Below are 13,128 nucleotides of genomic sequence, written 5' to 3' on the forward strand. Positions count from 1 at the left end.
GCTTATTTTTTCTTCTGCTTCCTGTCCTGATTGCCGTGTAAGGATGTGTCTGGAATGCCGTAGGATGACCATTTCCTGTCCACCAACTCTCTGATCTCGGCAGGCATCTCGATCTTTTTCCCCCAAACACGGTTGACTTCAGGATATGATTTCATAGTGGCATCTATCCCCATTTTCGAACCCAGTTCAGGCAGTGGTGTTGAAAAGTCGAGATAGTCGTAAGGTGTGTTTTCAATCATTACAGTGTCCCTCGCAGGATCAACACGGGTGGAAATCGCCCAGATGACATCGTCCCAGTTTCGCACATCAATATCATCATCCACAATGATTACATATTTTGTGTATAAAAACTGTTTCAGGAAGCCCCATAACCCCATCATCACCCTTTTGGCATGTCCGGGAAATGACTTCTTCATTGACACGATTGCAATGCGGTAAGATACAGCCTCCATAGGAAGATGAAAGTCCACGATCTCAGGAAACTGATTTCTTAATACAGGCAGAAATATCCGTGTAAGTGCAAGTCCGATTATAGCGTCCTCTTTTGGGGGGCGTCCGGTAATTGTTGAAAGATACAGAGGGGAATTCCTGTGCGTTATGCACTTAATCCTCATGACTGGAAATCTCTCCTCTGCATTGTAATATCCGGTGTGATCTGCAAACGGACCCTCCGGCGCCTCTTCTCCCGGGAGTATCTCACCTTCAAGAACTATCTCGCTTGTTGCCGGCACCATCAGATCATTTGTTACACACTTTACAATCTCAATGGCATCCTTCCGGAGGAGCCCTGCAAAATGAAACTCGCCCATCCTCTCAGGCACAGGCGTCACTGCAGCGATAGTCGTTGCCGGTTCACACCCTATGGCTACTGATACCGGCATAGGTACACCCTTCTCAAGCCACTCCCTGTGGTGATGCGCCCCGCCGCGCGTCTTGAGCCAGCGCATTATAACGCGGTCCCTGCCGATCACCTGCATCCTGTATACACCGACATTAAAAGGCCCGCCTGACGGCGACTGGGTAATAACGAGCGGCCATGTAATAAGCGGACCGGCATCTTCCGGCCAGCATGTCATCACCGGAATCTTTGACAGGTCCACATCGCTTTCCCGGAGTATAACCTCCTGGCATACCCCCCGGTTGACGGTCCTGGGCGTAAGATTCATCACTTTGGCAAAGAATGGGAATTTCTTTATAGCCTCAATCAGCCCTTTCGGCGGTTCCGGCTGCTGAAGATATGCAAGGAATGTCCCTATCTCATCAAGTCCCGCCTCATCACACTCGAGCCCAAGGGCAACCCTTCCTACTGTACCATACAGGTTAGCCACCAGTGGGATGCTGTATCCCCTGACATTCTCAAATAAGACAGCCGGCCCTCCCTTTGATAGGAGCCTCTCCAGTATTTCTGTAATCTCAAACCCGGGGTCTACCTCTGTCTTTACCCGGACGAGTTCCCCCCTCTGCTCCAGCACATCAAGAAAATTCCTCAGATCTTTATACGGCATAATGACTCCTTATAAGAAGATCAGACAGTATACCTATCAGAATGATAATCCCTATCCATACATGGGACCTGAACAACTGCATCAGCCCTTCCCGCTCAACACCCCGGCTTATCTGATATACCTGATACATAAATCCTGCCGTGACCAGCAGCATGGAGAACATGTAGATATGTCCAAGCCTCGCCGCCCTGCCAGCGGCAAACAAGAAGAATACTGTAATAAGGAATATGATGGCGAGGGCAAACCATGTGTGCCTGCCAAAAAGGATGGCTGTAGATTTAACTCCGATCCTTAAATCATCCTCAATATCCATCATTGCATAGATCGTGTCATAGCCTGTTGCCCAAAATACCGTTGCAAGAAAAAAAAAGACCGCTGGCAGGGCCACTTCATTCCGTACAGCCGCCCACGCAATTACTGCGCCCCACCCAAAGGCCGCGCCAAGAAAAAGCTGGGGCATGTTAACGACCCTCTTTGTAAAGGGGTACAGTCCTGTCAGTATAATGGCTACCAGGGATAACTGCATGCTGAGCCTGTTAAGGTACAGGACAATGCCCAGGGCGATAATGAGCAGTATGGATAATACGGCTGCAGCCTCTGTTGTCCTCAATCTGCCGGATGCAAGCGGGCGCTCCCTGGTCCGTTCAACAAACCTGTCATAGTTTCTGTCAGCCATGTCATTTATAACACAACCGGCGCTGCGCATAATAAATGAGCCGAGAACGAATATTGCAACATATATAAGCGACGGTCTCCCTTCTGAGGCAAGGACAAGTGACCACAGGGCGGGCATCATGAGGAGAAGCGTGCCATATTGCTTGTCAAGGCGTATCAGATCACAGACAGCCTTTAACTTTTCCATGTATCCGGGGAGAAGACTTCCAGTATCGCTGCATTGAATTCATCAGATCCCCTGAGACGATAACACCTTGCCCAGAACGTATCTTCCAATGTTGAAAAATGTTCCGCCAGGTAGTCACTCTTTATCCTGCTGATAAATAACTGATCTCTGAGGAGCGGCATATTATAATCACTTAGCAGGATACCTACAGGTTTATTCATTCTGCTTACCTCACGCATCAACGGTTCCGCAATGCGTGATGAATCAATTACAGAGTGGGCATACATGAACTTCCTTCCATTCCTGTTGAGCCAGGCATCTCTGACTATTGCCGCAGCCCCTTCCCTTGCATCAAGGAATTTAGCCATCTCAAGGCCCATGCCCGCACCCTTCTGTCCGGTAACATCTACAGTAATGTCAGTCATAAATAACGATCTGAAAAACCTGACAAGTGAACCATCATTCAGCAATGTCAGCCGCGACAGCGTTGGGAGATTATACTCAGCGGAACAGGAAATAAATTCGTCAGGGTCCATCCATGAACAAACAGGTATATAGGTAAACGGCAGATGGGTCAGATAATATTTCTCTATCAACATAGCCCATAGAATAAAACAAAGGGTTTTAATAAGTCAACCTTTATTATGTTGACATTCCCAATCTTACGGGGTATAACGTTAACATGTTGACTGTCAGGAAGGGCATTGAATGAAGCACATTCTGGTAATAGATGATGATCCTGTCATGAGATCCCTTCTGAAAAGCTTTCTGTCTCTCCGGAAATTCAGAGTTGATTGCGTCAATACCGAGGCTGACGCAATGAAGGTGTTAATCAACGACCATGTTGATATTGTTATAACTGACATTAAGATGCCGGGAACAGACAGCGTCTCTCTCATCAGAAAGATTAACCAGACTAAACCAGGTGTAAAATTGATAATGATGAGCGGTGACTCAAGTTTCGATAAGCTCCCAAAGGACATAAGGGCAGATATGCCCTTTATCCACAAGCCCTTTAAATTGCAGGACATTGAAAAGTTGATACGCACGTTAACCGGCACAGCTAACGCATAGTTAAATAGGGACAGCGACTATTTTATTAAATAGTCGCTGTCCCTATTTAACTATATCTCTTTATATCTATCAGTTTCTTCCCTGTTACATGACCTATGTGCAGATCAAGTATTCCCCTCATCTCACTCTTGATACTCTCAGCAAGTCTGAACCTGCTGATATGACTGCTCACCAGTGTCTGCCATCTGCGCATCACTGCTATGGTGCCCCCGCTTGTCAGGATCCCCCTGCTGCCGGTCTTAGCAATGCATACAGGACATATAAGTCCTCCTTCGGCTATTGAAACAGTTATTGTTGGGGCTGCTACAGCCCTGCTGCACTTTACACAACCGTCAAAGCGAAGCCCAAGCCCGGACAAGTTGAGTATCTGGATCTGATAAAAAAAGAGTATATTATCTATATGATCTCCGGAAGATATCCTTTCAAGAGATCTGAGCAGGAGGGCAAATATGGCCCTGTTAGGGTCTTCGGGGGGGGTTATCTTTCTAAGTACATCCACCATACTTGATGAATGCAGGAGCAGATCAAGGTCTTCCCTTACCTCACTGAACGAAGCTACTATATCTGCTGACTCAATGCGAAAGAAAGAACCATGACGTTTTCTGAAGAGGCCGAGCCTGCAATGCGTAAATGGCTCAAGTGAGCCTCCGAACCTGTTTTTAAAACTCCTTGCCCCCTTTGCAATACAGTCAATCCTGCCAAGGTCTTCAGTAAAAATACCAACAATCCTGTCATACTCGCCCATAGGACGGCTGTTGAGTATAATACCGGATGTCTTTATCAGTGGCATAACTTTACCTATAAATAAGAAAGCATAACCGTCGCAACCGTAAGATATATCGAAAATCCGACTATGTCTGTCAACGTTGTCACTACAGGTCCGGATGCGATTGCAGGGTCTACCTTGAATACCTTAAAGATAACAGGCATCATTGTGCCAAGCGATGATGCAACAAAAACAGAGGTAACCATCGCACTGCCAACTACCAGGCCAAGCATGGCGCGGCCATGCCATATATAGACTGCTATTCCAATTATCGTGCCGCATACTGCGCCTATCAGGAGAGCCACCCGGAACTCCTTTAACAATACCCTCAGGGCATTGGTCACCTCAACACGGCCTGTAGCAAGGCCACGGGTAATTACTGTTGAAGATTGCACGCCTACATTGCCGGATACAGCGCTGATAATTGGTGCAAAGGAAACAAGGGCAATTATCTGTTCAAGTGTCGCCTTAAAATGCCACAGGACAGCGCCCACCACGAACTCACCAAGGATTGTGACGATAAGCCACGGCAGCCGGAATCGTGCAACCCTCAAAGGGGAACTGGTAAATATATATTCATCATCTTCCGTGCCTGCCATCTTCAGTATGTCTTCAGTCGCCTCTTCACGTATAACATCTATTACATCATCCACAGTGACGATGCCGGCAAGCCTGTCTTCCTTGTCTACAACCGGGATAGCGAGTATGTTGTACCTCGCCACAAGACGCGCAACCTCTTCCTGATCAACACCTGTATTTACCCGAATGACCTCAGTGTCCATGATCTCACGAAGCCTCGTATATGGCGGGACAAGGAGAAGCTTTCTGAGGGAAACGACCCCCACTAACTTACCGGCCTCATCAACGACATAGACATAGAAAACCATTTCAACTTCTCCTGCCTCCTGCAGTTTTTTTATTGCGTCCTGAACACTCATGTCCTCTCTGAGTGAAAACACCTTGGTGTTCATGATGCCGCCGGCAGTCTCGGCAGGATACTGCAGCAGCTCCTTTACAGCCTCATACTCCCTGACCCCCATCAGGGTCAGGACCTCATGCCCCTTTTCATCCGGCAGGTCTGCAAATATATCTGCCACATCATCCGATGGTATGTGCCGCAGAAGCTGAACGATCTCATAGGGCGGGATCATCTCGAGGACGGCCCGCCTGCTCCCTTCATCCATCTCACTTATGAGCAATCCCCTCGTCCTGCTCTCTTTAAGGAGGCCGAATATGGTGTTTTTCTCTTTGGCATCAAGATTTCTGAACAGCCTCGCAAGGTCAGCCGGGTGCATGCGGTTGGCCATGTTGGCTAAATTGGCTATGGCCCCGCGATGGAGAAACTTTCTTACTGTCCAGACAAGCTGATCAAATTTTACAACTGCCACAAACCCACCCTCGCCTTCCCATCTCTATATTTTATAACCCAGCTGTCTTAAGACCGCGTCATCCCCGCGCCAGCCTGATTTAACCTTTACCCATAACTCGAGAAAGACCTTTATACCCATGACAGCCTCCAGCTCCTGTCTTGCAAGCTGTCCGACCTTCTTTAACACAGCCCCGCCCTTTCCTATTACAATCCCCTTCTGTGAGTCTTTATCTACAAAAATTACCGCCCTGATAAATGCCACATTTTTCTCCTTATCCTCCCTGAACTCTTCAATCCCAACAGCTGCCGAATATGGTATCTCCTCATAAGTAAGCTGAAAAATCTTCTCCCGCACAAGCTCTGCAGCTATAAACCTCATCGGCTGGTCTGTCACTGCATCCTCCGGGAAGTACTGCGGACCTTCCGGAAGCCGCTTCACAATAGCCTCAAAAAGGCCGGACATGTTATCACCATGAAGGGCTGACAGCGGGAATATCTCAGTAAAGTTATACAACCGGCTGTATTCGGCGATAAGCGGCAGAAGCGAACTCTTCGGCACGAGGTCTATCTTGTTTATAAGGAGAAACACAGGCCTCTTGACATCCCGCAGTCTTTCTATGATATACCTGTCACCACCTCCGGCTGCCTCAGCGGCCTCAGTCATGAACAGTACTATATCCACTTCATCAAGGGTATGAAGGGCTGTCTTTACCATGTATTCATTCAGCTTGTGTTTTGGTTTGTGAATGCCCGGGGTGTCTATAAAAATAACCTGCATGCCCGGGAGCGTCCTGATGCCAAGTATCCTGTTTCTCGTCGTCTGCGGCTTATCAGAGACGATAGATACCTTCTCTTCAAGTATGGCGTTCAAAAGCGTGGATTTCCCGACATTTGGCCTCCCTATTATGGAGACAAACCCTGATTTATATGTATTTCCGGACATCAAAACAATTTAGCACATTTCGGAAATAAGTGGCAAGAAAAACCGGAGGTTCTATGCAGACTGCTGAGCTGAAAGCCCGCCGATGATACACATGTTTCTACCGCTGTTCTTTGCAATGTAAAGACTGGAATCAGCTTCTTTAATTATCTGTTCCACCGTGCTCTTCCCTGCAGAATCGGAAACGCCAATACTTATGGTAAGAGGCCTGGCCAGCCCTGCAAAATGATGTCCCTCAACAACCTCCCGAAGCCTCTCTACCAGTGACAATACCCCGGACTTCGTTGTGTACGGTGATATTATCGCAAACTCCTCTCCGCCGTAGCGGGCAACAATATCTGTGTCCCTAACACAATTCTTAATTACCAAAACCAGCTCCTTAAGGACTGAATCTCCGGTCTGATGACCCAGCGTGTCATTTATTTTCTTGAAGTAATCTATATCAATAATCGAAAGGGAATAAATGGTTCCATGCCGTGTATACCGGCTCATCTCCTCTCCGATTCTTATATCAAAATATCTCCTGTTATATGCGCTGGTAAGAGAGTCCACGATTGATAATTCTGACGTGGATCTTTGAACTTCATGCACCTTTTCGACAAGTGTCCTGACGGTTGCTTCAATCTCTTTCTCGCACAGGGTCTCTTTCAGGTTCGGCTGATAGTCATAGTCACCTTTTTTCATCGCGGCCAAATAGGGCAAAAGCCTGCTGCAGGACTTGCAGGAATAGAAATGCATGATGGAGAGCGCTACTATCATCAACCAGGATAATATACCCGTAACATTCCTTATCCACCTCATCTTCGATGTTACTGTAGAAAGGAATACAGTTACTGTCGCGGCCTCTTCATCTATACGATTGTCAATCTCGTTCATGAAGAACTCCATTCTCTCTCCCACTTCAATGGCCTCATCGAGTTTCCGCCTCCTCACTGTGGCGTCTTTTGCTGCAATTACTCCGTTGACGTGCGATATAAATTGCGGATAGAGTTTCTGAAGAGCCTCTGCAGAATTGGCATATTCCCTGAAAGACTTGTCATCCTTTCCGGCATAGAATATGAAGTTTATTTCACGTGACAGGCCTTCCATACCACGTTCAACGTGGTCTATATGTGGTTTAATCGGTACAGCATCAGCTGATGTACCGTATTCGAGGCTGTAAATACCCTCCTTGATAGCAGTGATGTGGTAGAGTATTTCGTGGGCATTAAACAGTATACCTACATGTTTATCATATATTTCAACCTCTTCATCTACCTTTTGTGCAAGATACTCGGAAATGGCAAAGATGATGACAAATGTAATAGATGCAAAAAAAAGGTATGCCTTTACCCTGTCTTTCACGGTGAATTAATTATCGGTGTAAATAATATATACTGTAGCAATGAAACCTGTTGATTTTATTGGAGTTCATATAATATAATATCATTATGTCTGTGAGCGCTGTTAACCCTATTGAAGATTATCTGGACTTATCCGCAACAGAACTTGATGACAGGATAACAAAGGCGCGAAAATCACTTGACAGACGCCTCCTTATATTGGGACATCACTACCAGCAGGATGACATAATCAGGTTCGCTGATTTCCGCGGTGATTCACTTAAACTATCTCAGCAGGCGGCTAAAAGTGACCGGGAGTTCATAATATTCTGCGGCGTGCACTTTATGGCAGAGACTGCAGACATCGTCACAGGGGACAGCCAGAAGGTGATACTGCCTGACCTCACCGCCGGTTGTTCCATGGCGGACATGGCAGATATTTACAAAGTGGAAAAGGCATGGGAAGAAATAACAGGTATAACCGGTAACGATGGCCTTTTGCCGGTAACTTATATCAACTCTTCCGCCGAATTAAAGGCCTTCTGCGGAAAAAAGGGAGGCGCCATTTGCACGTCTTCATCCGCAGAAAAGATCTTAAGATGGGCGCTTGGCGGGAATAAGAAGGTGTTCTTTTTCCCTGATGAGCACCTTGGCAGAAACAGTGCATTTAAGATAGGCATCCCTGAAGATGAGATCATCGTGTGGCACAGGGAAGAACATCGCGGAGGAAACAGCACTGCAGGAATTGAAAAGGCAAGGGTCATCCTGTGGAATGGGTTCTGCAGCGTCCACATGCTCTTTCTGCCAAAACACATAGAATACTTCAGAGAAAAACATCCCGGCATAAACATCATTGTTCATCCTGAATGCCGCAGGGAGGTAGTTGAGTTATCAGATCTCTGCGGGTCTACAGAATACATTATCAACACAGTAAAGGCCGCCCCTTCAGGCACGGCATGGGCAATAGGTACAGAGATCAACCTCGTAAACCGGCTTCGGAAAGAACAACCTGACAAGACTATATTCTTTCTGTCCCCAACGGTGTGTCTCTGTTCAACTATGTACAGGATTGACCCACAGCATCTGTGCTGGTCGCTGGAAAACCTTGTGAACGGCAATGTAGTCAATCAAATCATCGTGCCTGAAGAAGAGAAGAAGTGGGCAAAGATAGCGCTGGCGAGGATGCTGGAGTTATAAGAAGCGATGAGTTTGGTGGATTTCCAGATGAGTTTGGGGGATTTCCATGTGAACCGTCATGAGCCTCAGGCTCACCAGGGTTCATGAAAACGTCATTCCCGCGTAAGCGGGAATCCAGACCGGGGCCTGGTTCTGGATTCCCACTGCCCGCTTAAATCATGCGGGGACAGGTTCCGTGGGAATGACGGATACTTAGGAGTATTTTCGGATGAAGCAATTTGATCAATTCAAGGCATCCATGCTCTTCTGTCAGGGATGCAAACAGGCAGTACCTGTACGGGAAAGGCTTCTGCTTGTCCTTGCAGACGGAGACCTTTATGATTACATGTGCGTCTACTGCGCCAGTTCAGTGGGATCACGGAAAGAGACGCATACAAGAGAAGTGAAAATAGTCCCCTGATTCCATTTACATCCCGACTATATTATAGCCCCCGTCAACATAAATGATTTCGCCTGTCACACCGCTCCCAAGGTCACTGCAAAGATAAAGCGCGGTCTTTCCGACCTCGTCAGCCAGTACATTCCTTTTCAGCGGAGATTTCTCTGCTACATGCTGCAGCATCTCCCTGAAGCCGCCTATGCCGGAGGCAGCAAGGGTCTTTATGGGCCCGGGGGAAATGGTATTGACCCTGATGCCTTTGGGGCCGAGGTCCATGGCAAGATAACGAACACTCGCCTCAAGGGCAGCCTTTGCAACACCCATGACATTGTAATTAGGCACCACCTTTTCTGATCCATAGTATGAAAGCGTAATTATGCTGCCTGGCCTGCCTTCCATTAAGGGCGCGGCATGCCTCACAACTGCCGCAAGAGAATAGACGCTGACATCCATTGCAATCCTGAATCCCTCCCTTGACGTATTAAGGTACTCACCCTTCAACTCATCCCTGTTTGCAAATGCAATGGCATGAACGACAATATCAAGACCTCCGAATGTATTCCTGACCTTATTAAAGACATTCTCTATATCGCTGTCACGGGTAACATCGCATGGTTCGATTATCCTTGCGCCTAGTCCTTCGGCGAGCGGTCTGACCCGCTTTTCAAGAACTTCACCGGCGTATGTGAATGCAAGCTCCGCCCCTTCCCTGTGGAGGGCCTCCGCTATAGCCCATGCAATGCTCCGCTCATTTGCAACACCAAAGACAATACCCTTCTTTCCGGAAAGAAGACCCATACCTGTTTTCCTCCACAGTTGACTCAAATTAGTTTACAATAAGTTCACAACCAGTGTAACCGCCATGATCCGGTCAGCGTACTCTGCCCCGCCAGCAGGTTCATTGTCATATTTTACCTGATAGCTGGTCTTTAATGAAAGGATACTGTTGAGGGCAGCAATAATGGCTGTTTCAGAATTTATGTTATAGTTTTCACTGTCCTCAAAATCATGCAGGTATTCAACAGTTTGCTCAAACTTGTTCTTTTCTGAAAAGAGATATGCATATTTGGCAAATATACGGCCGCCGGTGTAGTTGTTATCTGTATTGTCGGAATAACTATCCATCGTGTAATTGATTCCGCCTTCGGCATCTAAAATATGGCTGGGTCCGGCCAGGATTTTATAGCCAAGACCTGCGCCAAGATAGTACCTGTCATCTATGTTTGCAAAAACGTCCCGCAGCCACTGCACATCGGCAAATGTATACAGCCTGCTTTCTATCCTGTAATCGAGACGGAGTGATGTCATATATCTCTCCGCCGTATCCTTGCCTTCCTGCGAAGATTTCAGCGCCTCGATCTTCCATGTCGTAGTGATATAATCAATGGGTGTGTATTTCAATGAATTTACCAGCAACATCGTGGTCAGGTCTGTATTCCCCTGCGTATTGATGTAAGACAGTTGAGCCACGTCAGTAATCTTCTTTGGATCCGGCGTCTCAGCCGATGCCTTGAGAGGCAGGAATAATACCAGCATTAAGACAGCGGCAAAGGCAATCCTGGTTTTACGAAACATCTGCATTCCTCCTGTTCAGTTATTTAGATCTCAATATATCCCTGATCTCTGTGAGCAGGGTCTCTTCCTTCGAAGGACCCGGCGGTGCCGATACAGCGGCCTCCTCTTTCCGTTTAAGGGCATTTATTGCCTTTACCAGCAGAAATATGGCAAAGGCAACAATGGTAAAATCCACCACCGTCTGAATAAACTTGCCGTATTTGAACGTAACGGCAGGAGCGCCGCCTGATGCAGCCTTCATTATAATTGTAAGGTCTGTAAAATCCACGCCGCCTACAATCAGACCAACAGGCGGCATGATGACGTCTTCAACGAGGGATGCGACTATCTTGCCAAAGGCAGCGCCAATAATGATACCTACAGCCATGTCAACGACATTCCCCTTTACAGCAAAGGATTTAAATTCCTGAATGAAACCCATATATCCTCCTTCCGTCTTTTACTGTACCTTAACCATAGTATCTATAACCGCTTCAACCCTGCGGTTTTGCTGACGGCCTAAGGCAGTTGAATTGTCAGCAACAGGTTTTGAAGGCCCATATCCCTTAGCGCTAATCCTTGAAGCATCTATTCCAAACTTTTCAATGAGGTATTTTTTTACAGCGTCTGCGCGCCTTTGAGATAATTTTATATTAGATTCTTCCCTGCCAGTATTATCAGTATGACCGCCTATCTCAACAGTCGTAACAGGATATTTGATCATAAAGTCTGCAAGCCTCCTAACCTCATCACTATATTGAGGCTTTATGTCTGCTTTAGCCGTGTCAAACTCGATATTAAGAGTGATAGACACCTTTTCCGGAAGCGCACAACCACTGTCATCCACCGGGGTTTTGGGTCTCGTATCAGGACATTTGTCGAGGTAGTCCGCCACACCATCGCCGTCCGAATCAAGGGGGCAGCCAGACGCGTCAACCTTCACACCAGCAGGGGTGCCGGGACACCTGTCCTGTGAATCTGCGATGCCGTCTCCATCTGAATCTGCAGGACACCCGCTTGAATCCACCGCTACGCCCACCGTCGTATCCGGACATTTATCCATGCTATCAGACACACCATCACCATCGCTGTCAACCGGACATCCGCTGGAGTCAACCCGCACACCGGCAGGTGTTCCCGGACACTTGTCAAGGTAGTCGGCAACACCATCCCCATCCGTATCTACAGGACATCCTGACGAATCAACCCTTACACCAACCGGTGTACCAGGGCAATGATCAATCTCGTTTCTTACACCGTCGCCATCATCATCTTTCGGTGCCTGGACCGGCTCAGGCGCTTTTGTAACCTGCATCTTCTCCTCTGATACCGGTTTCTTTCCTAATGGAATTGCCCACGTCAGGCCGGCAAGCCAGTCATTGAAATGGTCTTCAGTAGAGATACTGGAATCATCCCCATCATAGCGGTGCCGCACATCAAGTCGCCCCTGTATTCGCTGTTGAATAACTAAGTCCGAGTCCAAGTTCAGCCATCAGGTTCGTACTCCTGGTCCCCGGCACCGTGGTCCTGAGGGCGCCTATGCCCAGGACACCATATGGAGAGAGTTGGGCATGCTGTGTAAAGAAGTAGAGGGCATTTAAACTTAATCCCCTCTGCCTGAAGTCATTGCTTTTCCCTGAAATGGACAGATTATCAATCAGGATATCCAGCTCAGCGCTCCATTCTCTGCTAATTGCCTTTCCAATGCCAAGCCTGAAGCCCGCGTCATTGTCTGCATTCCGGTCATTGTCTGCAAAGATATAATTGACGCCAGGCGCAATGTACCATCTCGTATCAACAGGCTCTTCAGCCATAACGGCTGTTGACCCGGTCAATAGGGCAAATACCACAAAAAGAAATATAATTTTGATCTTCATGGCGCTTCTCCTTTCAAAAAGAAGTGATAGAAATGAATATCCTGTTCGAAAGCACGAAGCAAAAACAAAGGTGAGTCAGGAATACTTAGGCTATTGAATACAATATCAGGACAATTTTTGCATGTCAACCAAATATTAGCCGTTTGTCAAAAAGCAGGCCTATCATATACTTGACAACAAATAAGCATAAATGTAACATTGCCGAAGCATTAAGAAACTATGGGGCTGTAGCTCAGTTGGGAGAGCGCTTGAATGGCATTCAAGAGGTCGGCGGTTCGATCCCGCTCAGCTCCACCAGGGAAAT

15 protein-coding genes and 1 tRNA gene are annotated in these 13,128 nt (G+C 47.3%); 4 read left to right on the top strand and 12 right to left on the bottom strand.

All coding sequences use genetic code 11. The features are described 5' to 3' along the window. Positions 1 to 2: 2 nt before the first annotated feature. From IT393_08715 to IT393_08725, 3 genes are read right to left on the bottom strand one after another with little or no spacing between them, the layout of a single operon-like run. Positions 3 to 1,505 carry a UbiD family decarboxylase gene (locus IT393_08715; protein MCC7202722.1) on the bottom strand — a complete coding sequence of 501 codons (1,503 nt, stop codon included), beginning with the start codon at positions 1,503 to 1,505 and terminating at the stop codon, positions 3 to 5. Further along, on the bottom strand, positions 1,495 to 2,367 hold the full coding sequence (gene ubiA, locus IT393_08720) for a 4-hydroxybenzoate octaprenyltransferase (GenBank protein ID MCC7202723.1): 873 nt from the start codon (positions 2,365 to 2,367) through the stop codon (positions 1,495 to 1,497). Before ubiA ends, IT393_08715 begins: the two co-directional genes overlap by 11 nt. Continuing rightward, entirely contained in the window at positions 2,355 to 2,945 is a 591-nt protein-coding gene (locus tag IT393_08725) for a DUF98 domain-containing protein (GenBank protein ID MCC7202724.1), read from the bottom strand. The genes ubiA and IT393_08725 overlap by 13 nt, the downstream gene beginning before the upstream one ends. Positions 2,946 to 3,054: 109 nt before the next feature. Between IT393_08725 and IT393_08730 the strand changes: the two genes are divergently transcribed. Then, positions 3,055 to 3,420, top strand: a complete 366-nt coding sequence (locus IT393_08730; GenBank protein MCC7202725.1) for a response regulator — start codon at positions 3,055 to 3,057, stop codon at positions 3,418 to 3,420. A gap of 46 nt (positions 3,421 to 3,466) precedes the next feature. On the opposite strand, the gene recO is transcribed toward IT393_08730, so the two are convergent. The 4 genes from recO to IT393_08750 are packed head-to-tail and all read right to left on the bottom strand — an operon-like array spanning position 3,467 to position 7,839. Then, on the bottom strand, positions 3,467 to 4,210 hold the full coding sequence (gene recO, locus IT393_08735; GenBank protein MCC7202726.1) for a DNA repair protein RecO: 744 nt from the start codon (positions 4,208 to 4,210) through the stop codon (positions 3,467 to 3,469). Positions 4,211 to 4,218: 8 nt separating this feature from the next. Further along, positions 4,219 to 5,574 (bottom strand): magnesium transporter, encoded by a 1,356-nt coding sequence (mgtE, locus tag IT393_08740; protein ID MCC7202727.1) that lies wholly within the window; start codon positions 5,572 to 5,574, stop codon positions 4,219 to 4,221. Positions 5,575 to 5,598: 24 nt separating this feature from the next. Next, positions 5,599 to 6,498 (bottom strand): GTPase Era, encoded by a 900-nt coding sequence (era, locus tag IT393_08745; protein MCC7202728.1) that lies wholly within the window; start codon positions 6,496 to 6,498, stop codon positions 5,599 to 5,601. Between the two features lie 51 nt (positions 6,499 to 6,549). Continuing rightward, positions 6,550 to 7,839: a GGDEF domain-containing protein gene (locus tag IT393_08750; GenBank protein ID MCC7202729.1), complete on the bottom strand. Its 1,290-nt coding sequence runs from the start codon at positions 7,837 to 7,839 to the stop codon at positions 6,550 to 6,552. Between the two features lie 86 nt (positions 7,840 to 7,925). On the opposite strand from IT393_08750, the gene nadA reads away from it, so the two are divergent. Beyond that, a complete protein-coding gene (gene nadA / locus IT393_08755) occupies positions 7,926 to 9,014 on the top strand; it encodes a quinolinate synthase NadA (protein ID MCC7202730.1) in 1,089 nt (362 codons plus the stop codon). A 208-nt stretch (positions 9,015 to 9,222) separates the two neighbouring features. Further along, positions 9,223 to 9,414, top strand: coding sequence for a hypothetical protein (locus IT393_08760; protein MCC7202731.1), 192 nt, complete (start codon positions 9,223 to 9,225; stop codon positions 9,412 to 9,414). Between the two features lie 6 nt (positions 9,415 to 9,420). Here IT393_08760 and IT393_08765 read toward each other — a convergent pair whose 3' ends face one another. The 5 genes from IT393_08765 to IT393_08785 all read right to left on the bottom strand — a co-directional run bounded on the left by IT393_08765 (position 9,421) and on the right by IT393_08785 (position 12,824). Continuing rightward, the gene (locus IT393_08765) at positions 9,421 to 10,191 is read right to left on the bottom strand and encodes an enoyl-ACP reductase (protein ID MCC7202732.1); all 771 of its coding nucleotides are present in this window, start codon (positions 10,189 to 10,191) and stop codon (positions 9,421 to 9,423) included. Between the two features lie 33 nt (positions 10,192 to 10,224). Further along, complete coding sequence (locus tag IT393_08770) at positions 10,225 to 10,968, bottom strand: DUF481 domain-containing protein (protein ID MCC7202733.1); 744 nt, start codon at positions 10,966 to 10,968, stop codon at positions 10,225 to 10,227. A 19-nt stretch (positions 10,969 to 10,987) separates the two neighbouring features. Further along, positions 10,988 to 11,389 carry a large-conductance mechanosensitive channel protein MscL gene (gene mscL, locus IT393_08775; protein MCC7202734.1) on the bottom strand — a complete coding sequence of 134 codons (402 nt, stop codon included), beginning with the start codon at positions 11,387 to 11,389 and terminating at the stop codon, positions 10,988 to 10,990. Positions 11,390 to 11,407: 18 nt separating this feature from the next. Further along, complete coding sequence (locus IT393_08780) at positions 11,408 to 12,262, bottom strand: OmpA family protein (protein MCC7202735.1); 855 nt, start codon at positions 12,260 to 12,262, stop codon at positions 11,408 to 11,410. A 121-nt stretch (positions 12,263 to 12,383) separates the two neighbouring features. Then, positions 12,384 to 12,824, bottom strand: coding sequence for an outer membrane beta-barrel protein (locus IT393_08785; protein MCC7202736.1), 441 nt, complete (start codon positions 12,822 to 12,824; stop codon positions 12,384 to 12,386). A 221-nt stretch (positions 12,825 to 13,045) separates the two neighbouring features. Here IT393_08785 and IT393_08790 point away from each other — a divergent pair. Further along, positions 13,046 to 13,121 (top strand) — tRNA-Ala (locus IT393_08790). The last annotated feature ends 7 nt before the right edge of the window (positions 13,122 to 13,128 follow it).

It is taken from the genome of Nitrospirota bacterium (genome assembly GCA_020851375.1).
In the GTDB taxonomy this organism is placed as follows: Bacteria; Nitrospirota; 9FT-COMBO-42-15; order HDB-SIOI813; family HDB-SIOI813; genus RBG-16-43-11.

What these genes read in the sequence shown, in the direction of transcription:
- IT393_08715 (MCC7202722.1), bottom strand. Translation starts at nt 1,505, where the DNA reads ATGCCGTATAAAGATCTGAGGAATTTTCTTGATGTGCTGGAGCAGAGG.
- ubiA (MCC7202723.1), bottom strand. Translation starts at nt 2,367, where the DNA reads ATGGAAAAGTTAAAGGCTGTCTGTGATCTGATACGCCTTGACAAGCAA.
- IT393_08725 (MCC7202724.1), bottom strand. Translation starts at nt 2,945, where the DNA reads ATGTTGATAGAGAAATATTATCTGACCCATCTGCCGTTTACCTATATA.
- IT393_08730 (MCC7202725.1), top strand. Translation starts at nt 3,055, where the DNA reads ATGAAGCACATTCTGGTAATAGATGATGATCCTGTCATGAGATCCCTT.
- recO (MCC7202726.1), bottom strand. Translation starts at nt 4,210, where the DNA reads ATGCCACTGATAAAGACATCCGGTATTATACTCAACAGCCGTCCTATG.
- era (MCC7202728.1), bottom strand. Translation starts at nt 6,498, where the DNA reads ATGTCCGGAAATACATATAAATCAGGGTTTGTCTCCATAATAGGGAGG.
- nadA (MCC7202730.1), top strand. Translation starts at nt 7,926, where the DNA reads ATGTCTGTGAGCGCTGTTAACCCTATTGAAGATTATCTGGACTTATCC.
- IT393_08760 (MCC7202731.1), top strand. Translation starts at nt 9,223, where the DNA reads ATGAAGCAATTTGATCAATTCAAGGCATCCATGCTCTTCTGTCAGGGA.
- IT393_08765 (MCC7202732.1), bottom strand. Translation starts at nt 10,191, where the DNA reads ATGGGTCTTCTTTCCGGAAAGAAGGGTATTGTCTTTGGTGTTGCAAAT.
- IT393_08770 (MCC7202733.1), bottom strand. Translation starts at nt 10,968, where the DNA reads ATGTTTCGTAAAACCAGGATTGCCTTTGCCGCTGTCTTAATGCTGGTA.
- mscL (MCC7202734.1), bottom strand. Translation starts at nt 11,389, where the DNA reads ATGGGTTTCATTCAGGAATTTAAATCCTTTGCTGTAAAGGGGAATGTC.
- IT393_08780 (MCC7202735.1), bottom strand. Translation starts at nt 12,262, where the DNA reads ATGCAGGTTACAAAAGCGCCTGAGCCGGTCCAGGCACCGAAAGATGAT.
- IT393_08785 (MCC7202736.1), bottom strand. Translation starts at nt 12,824, where the DNA reads ATGAAGATCAAAATTATATTTCTTTTTGTGGTATTTGCCCTATTGACC.